The sequence below is a fragment of the Porphyrobacter sp. AAP60 genome, from assembly GCF_001296025.1.
Lineage (GTDB): Bacteria > Pseudomonadota > Alphaproteobacteria > Sphingomonadales > Sphingomonadaceae > Erythrobacter.
The window spans coordinates 1-17,500 of sequence record NZ_LJHV01000014.1 but is presented as its reverse complement, the minus strand read 5'-3'; the positions used below and the strand labels follow the sequence as shown (position 1 = coordinate 17,500).

Sequence of the window (17,500 nt, the reverse complement as noted above, 5' to 3'; positions counted from 1 at the left end):
GGCGGATCATCCGGTCGCGCAGCCATGGTTGCTGGCTACCCGCCAACCTCCCGGCAAACCGGGTCAGGGCGTGTTGCGGGGTAAGGTGCTGCAAAAGGACAAAAGGTGAGGCCATGGGCTCACCCTAGCCCCGCCGCAGTGCAGTGCCTAGCCCGCGCGCACCCGGCCAAGGAAACCGCGCACCTGATCGCTCAGCAGGGCAGCCTGCGCCTCGAGTTCGTTGGCGCTGGAAAGCACCTGACTGGCCGCAGCGCCGGTGGAGAGCGACAATTGCCGAACGTCATCGATGTGCCCGGCAACGTTCTCTGTCCCGCGCGCCGCCAGATCGATGCTCTGCGCCAGATCGCGGCCCGCCACGGATTGCTGATCAACGGCAGTGGCGATGGATACCGCGGTGGATTCCAGATCACGTACCTGCCCCGCGATAGACCGCAACGCCTTGACGCTGGCGCCGGTGGTGGATTGCATTGCCCGGATCTGGTCAGCGACCTTTTCAGTCGCGCGAGTGGTCTGCATCGCCAGTTCCTTCACCTCGCTGGCGACCACGGCGAACCCGCGCCCTGCTTCTCCGCCACGCGCCGCTTCGATGCTGGCGTTGAGCGCAAGAAGATTGGTGCGCTGGGCGATGGTCTGGATCAGTTCGACAATCTGGCCCACTTCTTCGGCAGAGGCAGCGAGGGCGGAAATCGTTTCATCCGCTTCGCCGGTTGCAACCGTGGCAAGCCGCGCCAGTTCGCTGGAAGATGCCGCCTGACGGCTGATCTCGCTGATCGAAAGCGCAAATTCATCGCTCGCGGCGGCGGCGGCGGTTGCGCCGGCGTTGGCTTCTTCCATCGAGGCGGCAACTTCGCCGGTGCGGCGGCTGGCTTCTTCCGCGCTCAACGCCATGCGGCTGGCGGTGGTGTGGAGCTGGCTGGATGCTGCGGCAACCCCGCTGACGACATCGCCGACAGTGCGTTCGAACTGGCTTGCGACCTCATCGAGCAAGGCGGCCTTGCGGGCTTCGCTTTCAAGGCGTTCTGCCTCGCGCTCATTCTGCAATTGCAGTTCCTGTTCGGCCTTTTCCGACCGTTCGCTCGCCCAGATTTCCAGGCGCTTGCTGGCGCGCTTGAACAGATCGAGCGCGCGGATCATGGCGCCGATTTCGTCCTTGCGATTCTGCCCGTCGATTTCGAAATTGCGGTCGCCTTCGGCCAGCCGGGTCATGCCTGCGGTGATCTCGACAATCCGGCGCGAGAAATCGCGCGACAGGTAGGCGAGGCCCAAGGCCAGCACCAACCCGCCCAGCAGCGCCAGCACGGCAAGGATCAGGATCATGTTGAAGAAATAGCGGATGCCGATGGCTTCCTGGGCTTCGCCGCGTGCGGTCAGATCGGCGGAGAAGGCAGCGCTGGCTTTGGCCAGTGCGCCGCCCAACGCGTCAACTTCACTGGCGGCCCGGTTGGCCGAAGCGCCTTCGCGCAAGTCATCACTGGCGCGGTCAAACCCAGTCTGGAAGGCGCTGATTTCGTCCCGCAGGGCGGCGACGCGTGGCTGGAGCCCGGCGATATCGCCCGGAAGCGCGGCTTCGATTGCCGCCACCTGCGCCAACACCGCTGCTTCACTGATCCGTTGCTGTTCGCGCACATCCCCGCGGCGATCATACAGCGTGCGCACGGAGTGATAGCGCAATTCGCCCGCCGCCGATTGCATTTCGCTGGCAGCGACAATCGCTTGCTGCATCTGTGCCGACGATTGGTAGCGGCCCCACAATTCCCCAAGTCCGAGGCCAAGCACCAAGCTCATCAGCGCGCCCACCGCAAAGAAGGTGCCGAAGATGGCGTTGATCTTGCCTGCCAGCGGCAGATTGCGGAACCAGCCAAACCGTTCCAGCAACGATACCCGCGCCGGATCGTCTTCAGCCGGTGCATCGTCAAACTGGTCTTCGAAAGCGGAATCGCGCCGCAAATCGCGGACGAACTGGGGGACGGCCTCGTCCTCGCGGCGTTCCTGAACGCTCATCATGTTCATGCTGCAATCCCCCAAGGCTTTGTTCGCAGCATGTGTGAAGGAAAATCCTTTCCAAATGCTTGCATGTCAGGGGCAATTGCCGGTCAGCCGATGCGAACCTTGTTAAGGAAGCCCTGCACCTGGCTGCGCAAGGTGGCTGCCTGGGCTTCAAGACTGGTCGCGCTGGACAGCACCTGCGTGGCCGCAGACCCTGTCGAGAGCGCAAGATCGCGGACTTCATCGATATGTGCGGCGACCTTTTCCGTGCCGCGCGCTGCCAGATCGATGCTGCGCGCCAGATCGTGCCCTGCCACCGATTGCTGATCGACCGCGCTGGCGATCGAGATGGAGGTGGTTTCCAGCTGCTCGATCTGGCCCGCAATGTCGCGAAGTGCGCTGACGCTGGCCCCTGTGGTCGATTGCATGGCGCGGATCTGTTCCGCGATCATTTCGGTGGCGCGGCTGGTCTGGTTGGCGAGTTCCTTGACCTCGCTGGCAACCACCGCGAAACCGCGACCGGCCTCTCCGCCGCGTGCGGCCTCGATCGATGCGTTGAGCGCGAGCAGATTGGTGCGCCGGGCAATCGACTGGATCAGTTCGACGATCTGGCCCACCTGGTCTGCCGATGCCGCAAGCGCGCCGATCGTGCTATCGGCCTGCCGCGCCGACAGGCTCGCATCGCGGGCAAGCTGCGCCGAGGAGGCGGCCTGACGGCTGATCTCGCCGATCGACATGGCAAATTCATCGCTGGCCGCCGCTGCTGCGGTTGCGCCGGTGCTGGCTTCGTCCATTGCTGCAGCAGCAGCTCCGGTGCGCTGGCTGGTGTCATCGGCGGTGGTGGCCATAAGCGCAGCGGTGGATTGCAATTGACCGGAGGCCGCAACCACACTGGTAACAACCTCGCCCACGGTGCGTTCGAACTGGTCGGCAATGTCGCGCAGCTCGCGGTCACGTTCCAGCCGGGTTTCTTCCTTCTGCACCTGCATCCGCGTCTGTGTATCAAGTTCTGCCCGCACGCGTTCGGCCTGTTCGCGGCTCAACCGTTCAAGCCTGAGACCTGCGCGGTGGAAGATTTCGGTGGCCCGCGCCATCTGGCCGATTTCATCCTTGCGGTCTTTCCCGCTGATCGTAACGTCCCTGGCTCCATCTGCGATGTCGGACATCTGCGCCGCCATTGCCTTCAGTGTGCCGCCCACGGCGCGGTTGAAATAGCGTTGGGCCAGCAGTGTCACCATCGTCAGGGCTGCAGCAAGCGCGATCCAGATCGCCAGCAGATTGCCAGTCAATGCGGCGCTGCGATCCGAGACCGCGGCGGCATCATCGCCTAGCGTGCGGGCGAGTGCGGTGCCGCTGGCAACCAATGCGTCGCTGGCGGCGGTGATTTCGTCGGCCTGCCCCCGGCGGGTGGCGGGGGAGGCCGCGCCGCCTTCGAAACGCGCAAGCTGGCGGCGCAGACCGGTCAGCCGCGCGCGGGCTTCGGCCAATTGATCCCCTGCTGCCGGATTGCGGGTCAGCAAAGTCGCGCCGAGTGCGCCAAGGCTGGCATCGGCTTTGTCCAGCGCCGCACGCGCTGCGCGGGCGCGGGCATCATCGCTGCTGATGGCCAGCAACTGCGCGTGTCGTTGCCCTTCGCCCAGTTGCACCAACAACCGTTCCGCCGCCAGCGCCTGTTCGTGGGCCACGCGCATCCGATCGGCGCGGTTGCCGATTTCGATGGTGGTGCCCATCACAAACAGCCCGGCAGCCAGCGCAAGGCCAAGATTGAGGCTGAAGAACAGCGTGATCTTGCCACCGACTGGAAGGGCATCGAACCAGCGGCGCAGGCGCGATGCGCGCGATTGCGAAACGGGCGCGCTTGCGCTTTCGAAGCCGACGGTTTCGGCTTCGAGGTTCATGGCAATGTCCTGCATCGCGCTCATGCCGCGTTACCGCCCTCGCGGCGCACAGGCGGATTGGCTGCGGCGTCATCATCCGATGCCTGTTTTGCGATCAGCCGGTCGATCTCGTGTGCGGGCATGGCGCGGTAATAGAGCCAGCCCTGAATCTGGTCGCAACCGGCCAAGCGCACCAGTTCGGCCTGTTCCGGCGTTTCGACGCCCTCGGCCGTCACACCCATGTTCAGCGCACGGGCCAGCGCGATCGAAGACAGCATCATCGCGCGGCTGGCATCATCCACCCCGGCCAGTTCCACAAGGCTGCGATCCAGCTTGAGTTTTTCGAACCGGAAGCGCCGCAGAAACCCGATCGAGGCATAGCCGGTGCCAAAGTCATCCAGTGCGATGCGCACGCCGAACAGGCGGATCACATCCAGCGTGCGTTCGGCCACCACCGGATCGAGCACCAGACAGGTTTCGGTAACTTCCAGTTCCAGCCGATGCGCAGGGAAGCCGGTTTCTTCCAGCACCTCGCCCAGCTTGATCGGGAATTCGGGATTGCGCAGCTGTGCGGCGGAGATGTTGACCGACAGCGCGACATCGCCCCAGCGCATCGCATCGGTTACCGCGCGGCGCAGCACCCACAGGCCGAGCGGATTGATCAAGCCGCAATCCTCAGCCACCGGGATGAACACATTGGGGCCAAGCGGTGCCCGCTCGCCGCGATCCCAGCGCAACAGCGCCTCGACCGCGACGATCCGGCTGCTTTCGGCATCGACCAGCGGTTGATAGGCAACGGTGAACTCATCCGCGGTGATTCCGGAGCGGATTTCATCCTCGATCTCGCGCACGCGTTCGCGGCGGCGATCAAAACTTTCGTTGAACCAGGTGCAACGCATTTTGCCGCCGCGCTTGGACATCGACATCGCCACATCGGCGCGGCGCAGCATTTCCGACGACGGAATCCGCATCTCAGCAGTGGAGCGCGTCAGCCCGATGCTGGCGCCAACCGTGACATGGCGTTCGCCCACCGCCACCGGGGCCGCCATGCGTGCCAGCAGGGTGCGGCACATGCCTTCAAGGATCGTGCCTGCGACCTTGCCGGTCATCATGGCGGCAAATTCATCGCCGCCCAGGCGGTAACACAGCGCCTCGTCCCCGCAGGCTTCGCGAATCATTGCCGCGCAGGTTTCGATCAACTGATCGCCGACAGCGTGGCCATAGTGATCGTTCACCTGCTTGAAGCTGTCGAGATCGATGATCGCCAGCGCTACTTCATCATTGGCTTGCGAATGCAGCTGGATATCTTCGTGCAGGGCATGGCGGTTGGGCAGGCGGGTCAGCGGATCGGTGATCGCCCGCGCTTCCAGCTTGCGCACGTTGGCGATTCCGCTGCGGCCAAGGTAGAACAGCAACGCGGCATAAAGCAGCACAGCGGCAATCATCAGCGTGCCGGGCGCAACGATCCTGATATCTTCGGCGGCATCGACGGCCATCACGAACAGCGCTGTCGCAGCGCTCACCACCCCTAGCGGCATCACCACCAGTCCGGTGGGGGTCAGGTTCAAAGATTGCCTCGCCGCGAACACTATAAAGTTTCCCTCGAAGCAGGCGGAAAGAACACCGCAAACTTCGCATTGACGTTAGGCGGCCCGACCTAAGGAACGGTAAACCCGGGGATCAGGCGATCTGCCGCTGGAGCGGAGTGTGAGCCAGTGGCAGCAGCTCGAAAAAGCTGGCGCGCTTTGCCGTGGGCACGAAGCGATCGGTCTGGCCCACCACGGTCTCCCCCGCGCCCAGCATCAGGAAGCCATCGCCCTGCACTGCGCTGGCAAGGCGGATGAAGGCTTCGTTGCGGGTGGGGGTGTCGAAATACAGCAGCACGTTGCGGCACAGCACCAGATCAAACGGCGCCCTGCCGGGGTGGGGGCCAAGGATGTTGTGCTGGCGGAACCGCGCGACCCGGCGCGCATCCTCGCGGATTTGCCAGCCTGCCGGAGTCTCGTCGAAATGGCGCAGCATCTGGGTGACGCCGAGCCCGCGCTGCACCTCGAACTGGGTGTAAAGCCCGCTGCGGGCCGTGGCCACCGCGCGGTGCGACACGTCGGTGCCAAGGATATCGATGCTCCACCCCTGCCAGCGTTCGGGCTGATCGGCGAACATCATCGCGAGCGAATAGACTTCCTGCCCGGTGGAACAGCCCGCCGACCAGATCGACAGGCGCCGGGAATGGCGGCGGCGTTCGGCGAGTTCGGGCAGGATTTCAGCAGGCAGCTGATCGAAGGTCGGCTTGTCGCGGAAGAAATAGGTTTCGTTGTTGAGCAGCGCCTCGACCACATCCTGCGCCAGATCACTGCCCGCCATCGACGGAGGCGGCGCGGCGAGCAGGCAGACGAGTTGATCGACGTTGCTGATGCCGTGTTCGCGGAAGATGCCGCCCAGCGCCGAATTGACGCGCCAGCGGCGGCTTTCCGAAAGGTGCTGGCCGGTGCGCGCGGCGAGCAGATCGGCGATGATCTGGTGGGAGGCTTCGCTGACTTCCATCGCCTCGCCCTACCGCCCCTGGCCCAGCATGGCTTCGGGCGAGCGCGCCAGTGCCATTGCCGCATCACCCAGCCGTTCGGGTGCGGCGATCAGGCTGGCGAGGCCGGCCCGCGCCACTGCGCCGGGCATGCCCCAGACTGCACTGGAATCGGCATCCTGCGCCCAGATTGCGCCGCCTGCTTCCACCAGCGCCTGCGCGCCGATGGCACCATCGCGGCCCATGCCCGAAAGGATAATGCCCAGCGCGCGGCCATCGCAGGCTTCGGCAAGGCTCGACAGCATCGGATCGACCGAGGGCACGCAGCCGCTGGCGACCGGATCGGTGCTGATGCCTGCCACCAGCGAAGCGCCCTTGCGGTGAACCAGCATGTGGCCGTGACCCGGCGCAATCGCAATCCGGCCGGGCAGGATTGCAAGGCCATCTTCCGCAATATCGGCCGGGCGGCCGCAAGCGGTTTCGACCTGGCGGGCGAAAACCGGGATGAAAGATGATGGCAGGTGCTGGGTGATCAGAACCGGCAGATCGAATGCGTCCGTCAGCCGCCGCAGCATCAGGCCAAGGGCGTGGATGCCGCCGGTCGATGCGCCAATCGCGATCACATCGGGCCGCCAGCTACGCCTCGCGCGGGCCGGGCGCACAAAGGAAGGTTCGCTCAGACGCGCGGGTTCGTGCAGCGGATCGGCCGGGCGCGTGCCCAACGCACGGATCTTGCCGAGCAGCTGGCTGCGGTAATTTTCGGTGAAGCCGCCCGGCAGCGGTTTGAGCAGCGTGTCGGCAGCCCCCATCTGTAACGCGGACAGCGTATGTTCGGCGCCGTCCATCGTCAGCGATGACACCACCAGCACCTGCGGCGCGGCGGGCGTGGCGAGGATCGCGGGCAGGGCGCCAAGTCCGCCCATGCCGGGCATTTCGAGATCAAGCAGCACCACATCGGCAGGGGTTGCCGCCAACTGCGCCAGCGCGCCTTCCGCGCTGCTGGCGGTGCCGGCAATCACCATCGCCGGATCGCTTTCCACCATCCGCTTGAAAATCGTGCGGACAGTCAGCGAATCATCGACAATCATCACCCGGATCGCCGCCACCGCGCCGCGCTGGGCGAAAGGGCGGGCGCTGCTGGATTGTTCCCCGATCGATGAAGGCCGGATAAGCGAAGGTGGTCTGGTCGGCACGCGGGTCACGCAAATCCGACAAGCTGCAACTTGATCTGCAAGGTTTCGTGATCGAAGGGTTTCATCACATATTCGTCGGCACCGGCCTGGATCGCTTCGCGGATGTGGGCGACATCGTTTTCCGTGGTGCAGAACACCACTTTGGGCGCATCGCCGCCGGGCCGCTGGCGCAGGTGGACAAGGAATTCGATCCCCGTCATCACTGGCATGTTCCAGTCCAGCAACACCACATCGGGCATCAAGTCCTCGCACGCGTCGAGCGCCAGCTTGCCGTTTTCGGCCTCGGTCACAGCGAAGCCGAGCGATTCGAGGATGTGCCGCGAAACCTTGCGGATCACCCGTGAATCATCGACGATAAGGCAGGTTTTCATGGCGAGTCCTGTGGTTTGAGACCCAAGCCTAGGGGGCGATGGTAAGCATAGGATTAAAGCGCAGCCTCGATTTCCCCGCGCATTGCCTCCGGCCCGGCCAGCAGCGCGGGCAGGCCGATCAGCAGGGCCGGGCCGATCATCGTTTCGATCATGCCTGTCGCGACACGTGACCATTCCGGGCCGAAGCCGCCAGGCACCTGCCCCGGATCGCCGACAGCGGTCGTGATATCTTCGATTCCATCGACCAGCAGTGCATAGGAATGGCCGCTATCGGCAACCACGGCAGCGCGTTCGTCGGTCGGCCAGGTTTGGCCTGTAAAACCGATGGCCAGTCGGCAATCGATCACGGTCAGGGCCTGGCTGCGCAACGCGGTGATGCCGGTGATGTGTGCGGGCGCTCGCGGGATCGGCGTAATCGCGCCGAGATCGATCACCGATTTCACATCAAGCGCGCTGAAGGCACAGCGCCGTCCGGCAATCTGGGCAATCACAAGCAGATGGCCGTTCATGCGCGTGCTCCGGCGTGAAGGGGAGAAACAGGAAGGGTGCGGGCCGCGTGGGCCAGCGCTGCCAGCAGCGCTTCGCGGTCATAACGGTAGATGGTGGACGCATCCGCTGCGGTATCGGGATGATCGCGCAGGCGGATCACCGGGCCGGCGGGGGCACGGCCCAAAGCCTCGGCCACTTCGAACACTTCGTCAAACACGATGGCGATGGTGGCAGGATCGGCGGTGTCTTCGGCCACTACTTCGTAACCGGCAGAGGTGACCAGCGGGGCAAGGATCGTGTGTGCCCATTCGTCATCGGGCAAACAGCAGCGCGGGCGGCTGGCAGCGACGGGCACTTCGCCATGCATGGCAAACAGCGCGTGGGCATCGATCAGCGTTACCGGCGCACCATTGATCAGCGTCACCGCCTCGGCCAGCGGGTCTTCGGGAACCGGGCGCAGCGGCGAGGAAAGCTCCACCGCGTCCTCCACTTCGCGCACGGCATAAAGCAGATCGCCCGCCCCGTCGCTCAGCCGCAGCAGGCGCACGCGGCCGTTGTTCTTGGGGGCGGTAAGCTGCGCTTCGGGCAGGCCGATCAAGGGCAGGATCAAGCCGTCGATCACCACGCGCGGGCGCGGGCCGGAATGGTCGATCGCGCTGACCGGCGCAGTTTCGATCCGCTGCACCAGTTCCAGCCGCACGGCTGACCGGCGGCCGGTAAAATCGGTGAACAGCATGGCTTGCGGCAATTCCTGCACCGCCGCCGTTTCGTCCATCGGCTGGAGCACGCGGGTGCGGGCTTCCGACACCAGATCATGCGCGGCAGCGATATTGGCGATGTCGAGCAGCAGCACCGGCTGGCCATCATCCAGCAAGGTCGATCCGGCATAAATCCCGCATTTCATCACCGCAGGCGCCAGCGGCTTGACCACCAGATCGCCGTGGTTGTGAATCCGGTCGACCGCCAGCGCAAACAGATCGCCGCTCGCCAGTCGCAGCATCACCAGTGTCGGATCGCGGCGGGCGGCCTCGCTCTGTTGCAGTTCCAGCACATCGGCCAGCATCAGGCACGGCACGCGGTTGCCGCGGAACGTGATCAGCGCGGTATCGCCCATCTGGGTCAGATCAAGCGCCTTGGCCGAAGCCTGAACGATTTCCTCGACATAGGATTGCGGAATGGCGAAGCGTTGATCGCTCACCTCCACTGTCAGCCCCGCGATGATGCTGAGGGTGAGGGGAATCTGCATGGTGAACTGCGTGCCCCGGCCCGGCGCGCTGGCCACCTTGATGCTGCCGCCGACCTTTTCGAGGTTCTGGCGTACCACATCCAGTCCGACACCCCGGCCAGAGACATTGCTGACCACTTCGGCGGTGGAAAATCCGGGTTCGAAGATCAGGTTGAGGATCTTGTCGCGGCTCATCGCAGACCGCTCGGCAGCGGTGATCAGGCCGGTGGCAATCGCCTTTTCGGCAATGCGGTCCTCGTCCAGCCCGCGCCCGTCATCGCTGATGACGATGGCGATGGTGTTGCCCGATTGGCGCGCGGCCAGCGCCAGCAGCCCGATTTCGCGCTTGCCACCGGCAAGGCGGGCGGACGGCGCTTCGATCCCGTGATCGATGGCGTTGCGGATGATATGGGTCAGCGGATCGCGGATCGTTTCGATCATTTCGCGGTCGAGTTCCACATCGCCGCCATCGCAATCGACCATCACCTGCTTGCCCAGTTCGGCAGAAAGATCGCGGATCAGGCGGGGCAGGACGCCGAACAGCGTCTCGATCCGCTGCATCCGCATCCGCGTAATCGCATCGCGCACATCGGTGAGGATCGTGGTCAGGCGTTCGAACGGGCCGTCGATGGTCGGCTGGTTGCCCGCCTGCCGCAGCCGGTGGGCCAGATCGTTGCGGGCCAGCACCATATCCGAAACGCCGCTCATCACCCGGTCGAGCAGTTCGACCGGCAGGCGGATGGTGCGCTGCCCAGAGCTTGCGGAACCGGCAGGATCGGCGCGGCGCACCGGCGCTGTGGCAGCCGGATCTTCGGACGGATCGGCTTGGCCAAGGGCAAATTGTTCGGTGGCAGAGGCGTGCAGGGGCGCGCTTGATGCCTCCTTGACCCCTTCTTGCCCATCGCTTGCGTATGTTTCACGTGAAACATTCACCGCTGCAATCAGGGCTTCGTCGCTGTCTTCGGGGAAGGGATCGCCCGCCTCGATCGCGTCGATCATTTGCGCAATCCGGTCGATAATGGCGAGCACGGCGGTAACGAGTTGGTGATCGGGTTCCCGCCGCCCGCCGCGGCAATCGGACAGGGCATCTTCTGCCGCATGGCTCAGCTGCGCAAGGCGGGGGAAATCGAAAAAGCCGCAATTGCCTTTGACGGTGTGGACGAAGCGGAAGATCGTATCCAGACGCGCGCGGTCAGCCGGATCGGCCTCCCACGCGACGATCTCGCCGCTGGAAGCCTCCAGCATTTCCCGCGTCTCGGCGATGAATTCCGCCAGCAGATCGTCCATCAGGTCGCGCGCCCTTTTCGCTTTGCGGGCAACGCTATGCGGCACGGTTGGTTAATAATGGCCTAGCGCAAGGGTGCTTCCATGCCTTGGGACGGGCCGCGCTGCGCAAAGATGTAACGCACCAGCACGATGGCCGATAGCGCGCCGAACAGATTGGCTGCCAGTTCAGCGGTATAGATCGCGGAAGACCCCAGCGATGGTTGCAGCACCAACGCCGCGGGCAGCATCACCAGAAACACCCGCGCCACCGATTGCACCAGGGCAAAGCCTGCCTTGTCGACCGCATTCATGATGCCATTGCCCACGATCAGCAGCCCGAACCCGGCATAACCCCACGCCGCGATTTCGAGGTAGAGCGCGAATTCGGCGATGACTTGCGGATCATCGGTGAACAGGCGGGCAAAACTCTCCCCCGCGGCGATCATCGCGATGGCCACCACCAGCCCCCAGAAGATGCAGAACCCCGCGGCATACAGCGTCGCCTCCCGCGCGCGGTCGATCCGTCCCGCCCCCCAGTTCTGCCCGACAATCGCGCCAATCGCGCCAGACAGGCCCAGCAGCGGCACGATTACGAAGCTTTGCAAGCGCCCCGCCGCGCCGAACCCGGCCACCGCCGCTTCGCCCTCCAGCGCCACCAGCGCAGTCAGCACGGCAAGGCCCAGCGGGTTGATCGCATTGGAGAAGGCGGCAGGCAGCCCGACCTTGATGATTGCTTTGGCCGGATCGACCAGACTGCAATGGCGCAGCAGGCCAAGGTTCAGCGGCAAGGCGGTGCTGCGGGTCAGCCACAGGGCTACGGCAATGCCGATCCCCCAGCCGATCACCGTAGCATAGGCCGCGCCCGCCATGCCGAAGCCCTCAAACCCTAAAGCCCCGGTGATCAGCAGCGGATCGAGCACCCAGTTAGCGGCGGCGTAAGCAATGCTGATGGTGCTGGTGCGCCGCGCCTCGCCCTGACCGCGCAGCACGCCGTTGAAGCCCATGATGACAAGGATCAGCGGAAATCCCGCCGCATAGGGCTGCATGTAAGCGCGGATCAGCGGCATCAGGGCAGGGGGCGCGTTCATCGCGGTGAAGATCGGATCGATCAGCAGCCACAGGGCTACGCCCATCAGCAACCCGCAGGCCGCCGCAAACACGATCCCGAAATTGGCCCGCCGCGCCGCCCGGTCAAAGTCGCCTTCGCCCAAGGCGCGGGCGACCACCGAATTGATCCCCACCATGATCCCGACACCCAGCGAGGTGGTGGCAACCGATACCGGGAAGATGAAGCTGATCGCCGCCAGCGCATCGCTGCCAAGCTGGCCGATGAAGTAGGTATCGACGATACCGATCGACATGATCGCGGCGACACCGATGACCATCGGCAGGGTCTGGCTGACCAGATGCCCGGGAATGCTGCCGCTGACCAGTTTGGCTGAGGAAGGGACGGTAGCGTTCATTCCCCCACGGCCTAGCCCTGGCGCAGGCGGCTTGCAAAGCATTCCCTGCGCATGCGATAGCGATGGCAAAGACAATGTAGAGAGGAATAGCCCATGGCAACCCAGCTGAAACCCGCGCCCGACAGTCTGGAGGGCTCATGCAGCAAGGAAGAATGGCAGGCCCGGCTGGATCTGGCCGCGTGCTACCGGATCTTCGATCACCTCGGCTGGTCGGAATCTATCTACAACCACATCTCGCTGAAGGTTCCGGGGGAGGACAACACTTTCCTGATCAATCCCTTCGGCCTGTTGTATAGCGAAGTGACGGCCAGCAACCTCGTCAAGATCGATGTCGAAGGCAATAATGTCGGCGGGTCGCCGTACATGGTGAACAAGGCGGGCTTCACCCAGCACGCCTATTTCCACAAGCATCTGGGCAGCCGTGCCGATGCGATCTGCCACGTTCACACCACCGCCACCATGGCCGTATCGAGCCACAAGGACGGGCTGCTGCCGACCAATTTCTACGCCTGCAATTTTCAGGGCCAGATCGGTTATCACGATTTCGAAGGCATCACCGTGCGCGCCGAAGAAGGCGAGCGGCTGGTGCAGAACCTTGGCAATCACACCATCCTGATGCTGCGCAACCACGGCCCTGTGGTGATGGACCGCACCATCCAGGGGATGTTCGTGAAGATGTGGGCCTTGCAGCGCGCTTGCGAGATTCAGGTGGCGACGCTGGGCATGGGCAATCCCGTGCTCGTCCCGCAGGAAGTGGTCGATGTGCACCAGCGCGATCTGTCGGTGATGAGCGGGCAGGGCGGCGCGGGCATGTTCGATTTCGAAGCGTGGAAGCGCCGGGTCGACAAGATCGACGATAGCTGGCGCAGCTAAGGCACCAAGGCAGCTCCATGTCGCGCATGACCGTTAACGACCGGCCGGTCGAGTTCGATCTCGATCCCCGTATGCCGCTGCTCTACGCGCTGCGCGAAGCGATGAACCTCACCGGCACCAAGGCCTGTGGCGGCATGGGAGGCGACGGCGGCGATTGCGGCGGGGCCTGCATGGTGCTGGTCGATGGTGTGGCGCTGCGATCCTGCGCGATCACGCTGGCCGAGGCCGAAGGGCGGATCATCACCACCATCGAGGGCCTATCGGCCGACCGTGCCCACCCTGTGCAACAGGCGATGGTGGCGCAGCAGGCGATCCAGTGCGGGTTCTGCACACCGGGCATGGTCATTTCCGCCGCTGCGCTGTTGCTGCGCAATCCCGCCCCCACGCGCGATGATATTGCGGCGGGCATCCCCAATATCTGCCGCTGCGGGGTCTATCCGCGGCTGATCAAGGCGGTGGAGCAGGCGTCCCGCGTGGCGCGGCGGCAGGAACGGATCAGCGCCGCGCCCGCCCCCGGCATCAGCGCTGAAGACGCCGCCAAGGCGGTTCCGGCGCTGCGGGTGCCAGCGCCGGAATAACCATCCGTCAGAACCTGCCGGTGACGGTGAACCGCGCATTCAGCGGCGGTGCTACGGTAATATCATCGGCCGAATGGGCGGTGGGAAAATACAATTCGTCCAGCAGGTTTTCGACGTTAAGCTGCAGGCGCAGATTGTCTGAAACGTCATAGAACACTGCCATATCGACCCGCGCATAGGCGGGCAGGGTCACGGTATTGCCATTATCGGCAAAGCTTTCGTCCTGAGCCGTCACACCAAGGCCGAAACCGAGCCTGTCGGTCGCTTGGAAGCTGTTCCAGATCGAAAACATGTGTTCCGGCAATTCGCGCAGGCGAAGCCCGGTCGGGCCGGTGCGGCCCACCTGTTCCCCATCGAGATAGGAATAGCCCGCAGTCAGGAACCAGCCACTGGTGACCCTTCCCTGCAACGATGCCTCGAACCCGCGGATCTTTGAATCCACCACCTCTAGCGTATCGGGATTGGCATCGGCCACCTGCGGCGAGGATTGTTCGATCTGGAACACCGCACCTGTCAGCGCGAGACCGGGACGGATATCCCACTTCACCCCGGCTTCAAGGTTCGAAAAAGTATCGGGATCAAGCGCATCGGCGGGAGGGGCGATATCGGCAAACTGATCACCCGACCGTGGCAGGAAGGTTTCCGAATAGCTGGTGTAGAACGAAATGTTGTCCTGCGGCTTCAGGATCGCGCCCAAACGCGGGGTGATTTCTTCGTCCTTGCGGGTTCGCACCGCGCCGCTGCGGTTGTCGAGCACGGTGATTTCGAAGCTGTCGAACCGTGCGCCCACAACCAAGCGGAGCCAATCAGCCAGCCGGATTTCGTCCTGGATATAGGCAGATAACACTGTGAGGTCGGCCTCGGTATCATCATTCAGCGCGGTGAAGCCGACGCGGGTTGTGCGTCCGTCTGCCAGCGTGCCCACGCCCCCGCGCAGCGCGAAGGGCCGGGTGGCGGAAAAGAATTCCACATCGGCGCGGCGACCATCGGCCACGGCGGTATCGAATACCGCATTAAACCGGTCGTTGTTGTTGCTGGTGTCGATATATTCGCCGCCGACGATCAGCGTATGGCCGATCCCGCCGGTATCGAATTCACCGATCAGATTGCCCGAAAGGATCAGGTTCCGGCGCTGTCCGTTATCGATGTAGCCATCAATCGCGATCACATTGCTTGCCGGGTTATAGCCCACCGAAAAGAAGTTCGAATAGACCTTGTTGTAATCACCGTAAGAAGCGGTGAAGTTGCCTTTCAGGCTATCCGAAAAGCTGTGCTGGATCGTGCCGCGCAGCACATGGGCCTCGAAGGTCGCGTAATTGTTGTCGGGATCGCCGAATGTGATGCGCTGCAGGAAGCGCGCCGGATCGCCATTGTCATCGCTGGGGATGCCGCGATCGATGAAGCGTTCGTGATTGAGGTATTCGTAAGACAGATCGATCGTCGTGGCTGCGCCCAGTTCTGCCCGGAAGGTCGGGTTTACGCTGAACTGTTCGCCATCAAACAGATCGCGGTGGTTGCGCAGGCTTTCATAGGCCGCGTTGATCCGCAGCGCTGTGTTATCGCTGGTGGCAAGGTTGAGATCGGCCCATATGTCATAGGCGCCGAAAGTGTCGATCGATGCGCGGTAGCCGGTGAAGGTTTCGCCCACCACGCCCTTTTTGGTCACGCGGTTGAGAATGCCCCCGGTGCCGCCACGCCCGAACAACAAAGCATTGGGCCCGCGCAGGATTTCGACCTGTTCAAGATTGTAGAGCCCGCGGTAATATTCCACATCATCGCGCGCGCCATCAACGAAGAAGTCCGCGGTAGAGCGAACGCCGCGAAACACCACTGAATCGCGGTGGCCTTCGCCCTGCGAATTGGTGACGCCAGGGGTGTAGTTGACGATGTCGCCAACAGAATCGAAGCCCTGCCGCACGATCTGGTCAGCCGTGGTGATGCTGAGCGATTGCGGCACATCGATAATCGGGGTCGGCGTTTTCAGCGCGTTCATCCGGTTGGCATAAAGCACATCGCCGGTGACCACGATGATCGGCCCGCGTTCGCCCGCGTCTTCGGCTGAAGTGGCCTCTGCACTGGTTTCGACAGAGCCCGGTGCAACCTCGGCCAGAGCCGGAAATGCAATACTGGCACAACCCAGCAGCAGGGCGGAGCGGGCGAAGGAGTGAATCATAAGGGGCCTTTCTCGTCGGTGCGAGGCAGCTATTGCAAATTATTCGCAACTGCAAGGCCTTTGCGGCACTGAAACTGATTATCATCAGTCTGTGGCTTTTTCGGCAGTCACGGCCTATGCCGCTTGCGTTCTGTAGACAGGCAAGGGAAGCGGCTGTGAAGGCGACAATCTGGCATAACCCCGCGTGCGGCACTTCACGCAAGACGCTGGCGATTCTGGAGAATCTCAGCAAGGTCGACCTGACAGTGGTCGAATACCTCAAGCAGCCGCCAAGCGCCGAAAAACTCGCCCAGCTTTATCGCGATGCCGGGATCAGCCCGCAGCAGGGCTTGCGTCTGCGCGGCACGGATGCAGCGGAGCGCGGCCTGCCCGATGCCGATGACGCGGCGGTGCTGGCAGCGATGGTGGCCGATCCGATCCTGATCGAACGGCCGCTGGTCGAGACCGAAAAGGGCGTGCGCTTGTGCCGCCCGCAGGACACTGTGCTGGAGATTTTGTAGACCGCCCGAAAAAGGCGCCTATTCAAACGTCTCGCGTTCCGCTGTCAGGGTCGCGTCGGCCTGCAGGGTGAACCAGCCATGCGCGAGCACGGCAGCGCACAGTGCCACGATCAAACCGAAACCCAGCCAGTCGGAATGGCCATAGAGCCACACGCCCAGCGCCGGAGCATAGATGTAACTGGCCCCTGCCAGCGATGCGACGATGCCGCTCGCCTGCCCCTGTTCCGCGCGCGTGACCGCCAGCGATGTGCCCGCCGTGGTGCCCGGCCGGAACAGCCCGAAGCCGAGCGATGCAATCGCATAGCCCAGCGCAATCAGATGCAGATCGCCTGCCACTGCCAGCACCAGCGTGCCGAATGCTGCGGTTACGATCCCCCACAAGGTCGCCGCACGCGGGCCGAGATTGAAGCGCGGGATCAACCCCCATTGCGCCAGAAGGGTCGCAATCGCGCCGCTCATCAGCACGAGGCCGACCGGCCCGGCCCCTTCGGCGGGCGTATCGCGCAGGCCCAGCCGGTCGAGCACCAGAAAGCCCGAAATCCCCAGGACCATCGCCTGCGCATGGCCGCCGAAGAACCCGGCAAACACCCATGGCCGCAGCCGCGGATCAAGCCAGCCGAGACGTGGCGGCTCCCCCGCCTCGTCCGCTTCTGGCGCGACCTGCGGATCGCTTGGCGCGCCAGAACCGCTGGAATAGGGCGCGGCCTGTCCGCGTGCGGCATATTGCGGCTCGTCATCGGGCAGGCGCCAGCGCAGCAGCACCAGCGCGGCAATCCCAATGGCGGCAAAGCAGATGAACGGCCCGGTGAGCCCAAACCCCAGCAGCGGCAGCACCATCAGCGGGGCCAGCGCCGGGCCGATCACCGTGCCAAGACCGAAACTCGATGCGATCAGGGATAGCGCCTGCGTGCGTTCGGCCCGCGGCGTGCGCGACGCGACATAGGCTTGCACCGCGGGCGGCGCGGCGCTGCCGAACCCGCCATAC

At 64.0% G+C, this 17,500-nt stretch carries 15 protein-coding genes (1 of these 15 cut by a window edge); 3 read left to right on the top strand and 12 right to left on the bottom strand.

Annotated features, from left to right (window positions below; genetic code table 11):
• From asd to IP79_RS11860, 10 genes are all read right to left on the bottom strand, one after another.
• Positions 1-10: the beginning of an archaetidylserine decarboxylase gene (gene asd / locus IP79_RS11905; RefSeq protein WP_233994193.1), read on the bottom strand. Its footprint begins 740 nt before the window's first position; the window shows 10 of its 750 coding nt (coding positions 1-10); the start codon lies at positions 8-10; the stop codon falls past the left edge of the window.
• A gap of 137 nt (positions 11-147) precedes the next feature.
• A complete protein-coding gene (locus IP79_RS15810) occupies positions 148-2,010 on the bottom strand; it encodes a methyl-accepting chemotaxis protein (protein WP_054119532.1) in 1,863 nt (620 codons plus the stop codon).
• 83 nt (positions 2,011-2,093) lie between these two features.
• Positions 2,094-3,908 carry a methyl-accepting chemotaxis protein gene (locus IP79_RS15805; protein ID WP_054119531.1) on the bottom strand — a complete coding sequence of 605 codons (1,815 nt, stop codon included), beginning with the start codon at positions 3,906-3,908 and terminating at the stop codon, positions 2,094-2,096.
• A complete protein-coding gene (locus IP79_RS11890) occupies positions 3,905-5,431 on the bottom strand; it encodes a putative bifunctional diguanylate cyclase/phosphodiesterase (RefSeq protein ID WP_233994192.1) in 1,527 nt (508 codons plus the stop codon). Before IP79_RS11890 ends, IP79_RS15805 begins: the two co-directional genes overlap by 4 nt.
• A 112-nt stretch (positions 5,432-5,543) precedes the next feature.
• A complete protein-coding gene (locus tag IP79_RS11885; protein ID WP_054119530.1) occupies positions 5,544-6,407 on the bottom strand; it encodes a CheR family methyltransferase in 864 nt (287 codons plus the stop codon).
• Between the two features lie 9 nt (positions 6,408-6,416).
• Positions 6,417-7,577, bottom strand: coding sequence for a chemotaxis-specific protein-glutamate methyltransferase CheB (cheB, locus tag IP79_RS11880; protein ID WP_233994191.1), 1,161 nt, complete (start codon positions 7,575-7,577; stop codon positions 6,417-6,419).
• A gap of 5 nt (positions 7,578-7,582) precedes the next feature.
• On the bottom strand, positions 7,583-7,948 hold the full coding sequence (locus tag IP79_RS11875) for a response regulator (protein WP_054119529.1): 366 nt from the start codon (positions 7,946-7,948) through the stop codon (positions 7,583-7,585).
• Between the two features lie 53 nt (positions 7,949-8,001).
• Complete coding sequence (locus IP79_RS11870; protein WP_054119528.1) at positions 8,002-8,457, bottom strand: chemotaxis protein CheW; 456 nt, start codon at positions 8,455-8,457, stop codon at positions 8,002-8,004.
• On the bottom strand, positions 8,454-10,949 hold the full coding sequence (locus IP79_RS11865; RefSeq protein ID WP_054119527.1) for a chemotaxis protein CheA: 2,496 nt from the start codon (positions 10,947-10,949) through the stop codon (positions 8,454-8,456). Before IP79_RS11865 ends, IP79_RS11870 begins: the two co-directional genes overlap by 4 nt.
• Positions 10,950-11,011: 62 nt before the next feature.
• A complete protein-coding gene (locus tag IP79_RS11860) occupies positions 11,012-12,391 on the bottom strand; it encodes an MATE family efflux transporter (RefSeq protein ID WP_054119526.1) in 1,380 nt (459 codons plus the stop codon).
• A gap of 93 nt (positions 12,392-12,484) precedes the next feature.
• On the opposite strand from IP79_RS11860, the gene IP79_RS11855 reads away from it, so the two are divergent.
• Complete coding sequence (locus IP79_RS11855) at positions 12,485-13,264, top strand: class II aldolase/adducin family protein (RefSeq protein WP_054119525.1); 780 nt, start codon at positions 12,485-12,487, stop codon at positions 13,262-13,264.
• Between the two features lie 17 nt (positions 13,265-13,281).
• Positions 13,282-13,842, top strand: coding sequence for a (2Fe-2S)-binding protein (locus IP79_RS11850; RefSeq protein ID WP_054119524.1), 561 nt, complete (start codon positions 13,282-13,284; stop codon positions 13,840-13,842).
• 7 nt (positions 13,843-13,849) lie between these two features.
• Here IP79_RS11850 and IP79_RS11845 read toward each other — a convergent pair whose 3' ends face one another.
• A complete protein-coding gene (locus IP79_RS11845; RefSeq protein WP_082337196.1) occupies positions 13,850-16,015 on the bottom strand; it encodes a TonB-dependent receptor in 2,166 nt (721 codons plus the stop codon).
• A gap of 155 nt (positions 16,016-16,170) precedes the next feature.
• Here IP79_RS11845 and IP79_RS11840 point away from each other — a divergent pair, with 155 nt between their 5' ends.
• Positions 16,171-16,515: an ArsC/Spx/MgsR family protein gene (locus IP79_RS11840; protein ID WP_054119523.1), complete on the top strand. Its 345-nt coding sequence runs from the start codon at positions 16,171-16,173 to the stop codon at positions 16,513-16,515.
• An 18-nt stretch (positions 16,516-16,533) separates the two neighbouring features.
• Here the strand turns inward: IP79_RS11840 and IP79_RS11835 are convergent.
• Positions 16,534-17,500 (bottom strand): MFS transporter (locus IP79_RS11835; protein ID WP_054119522.1); only part of this gene is annotated, 967 nt, incomplete at its 5' end.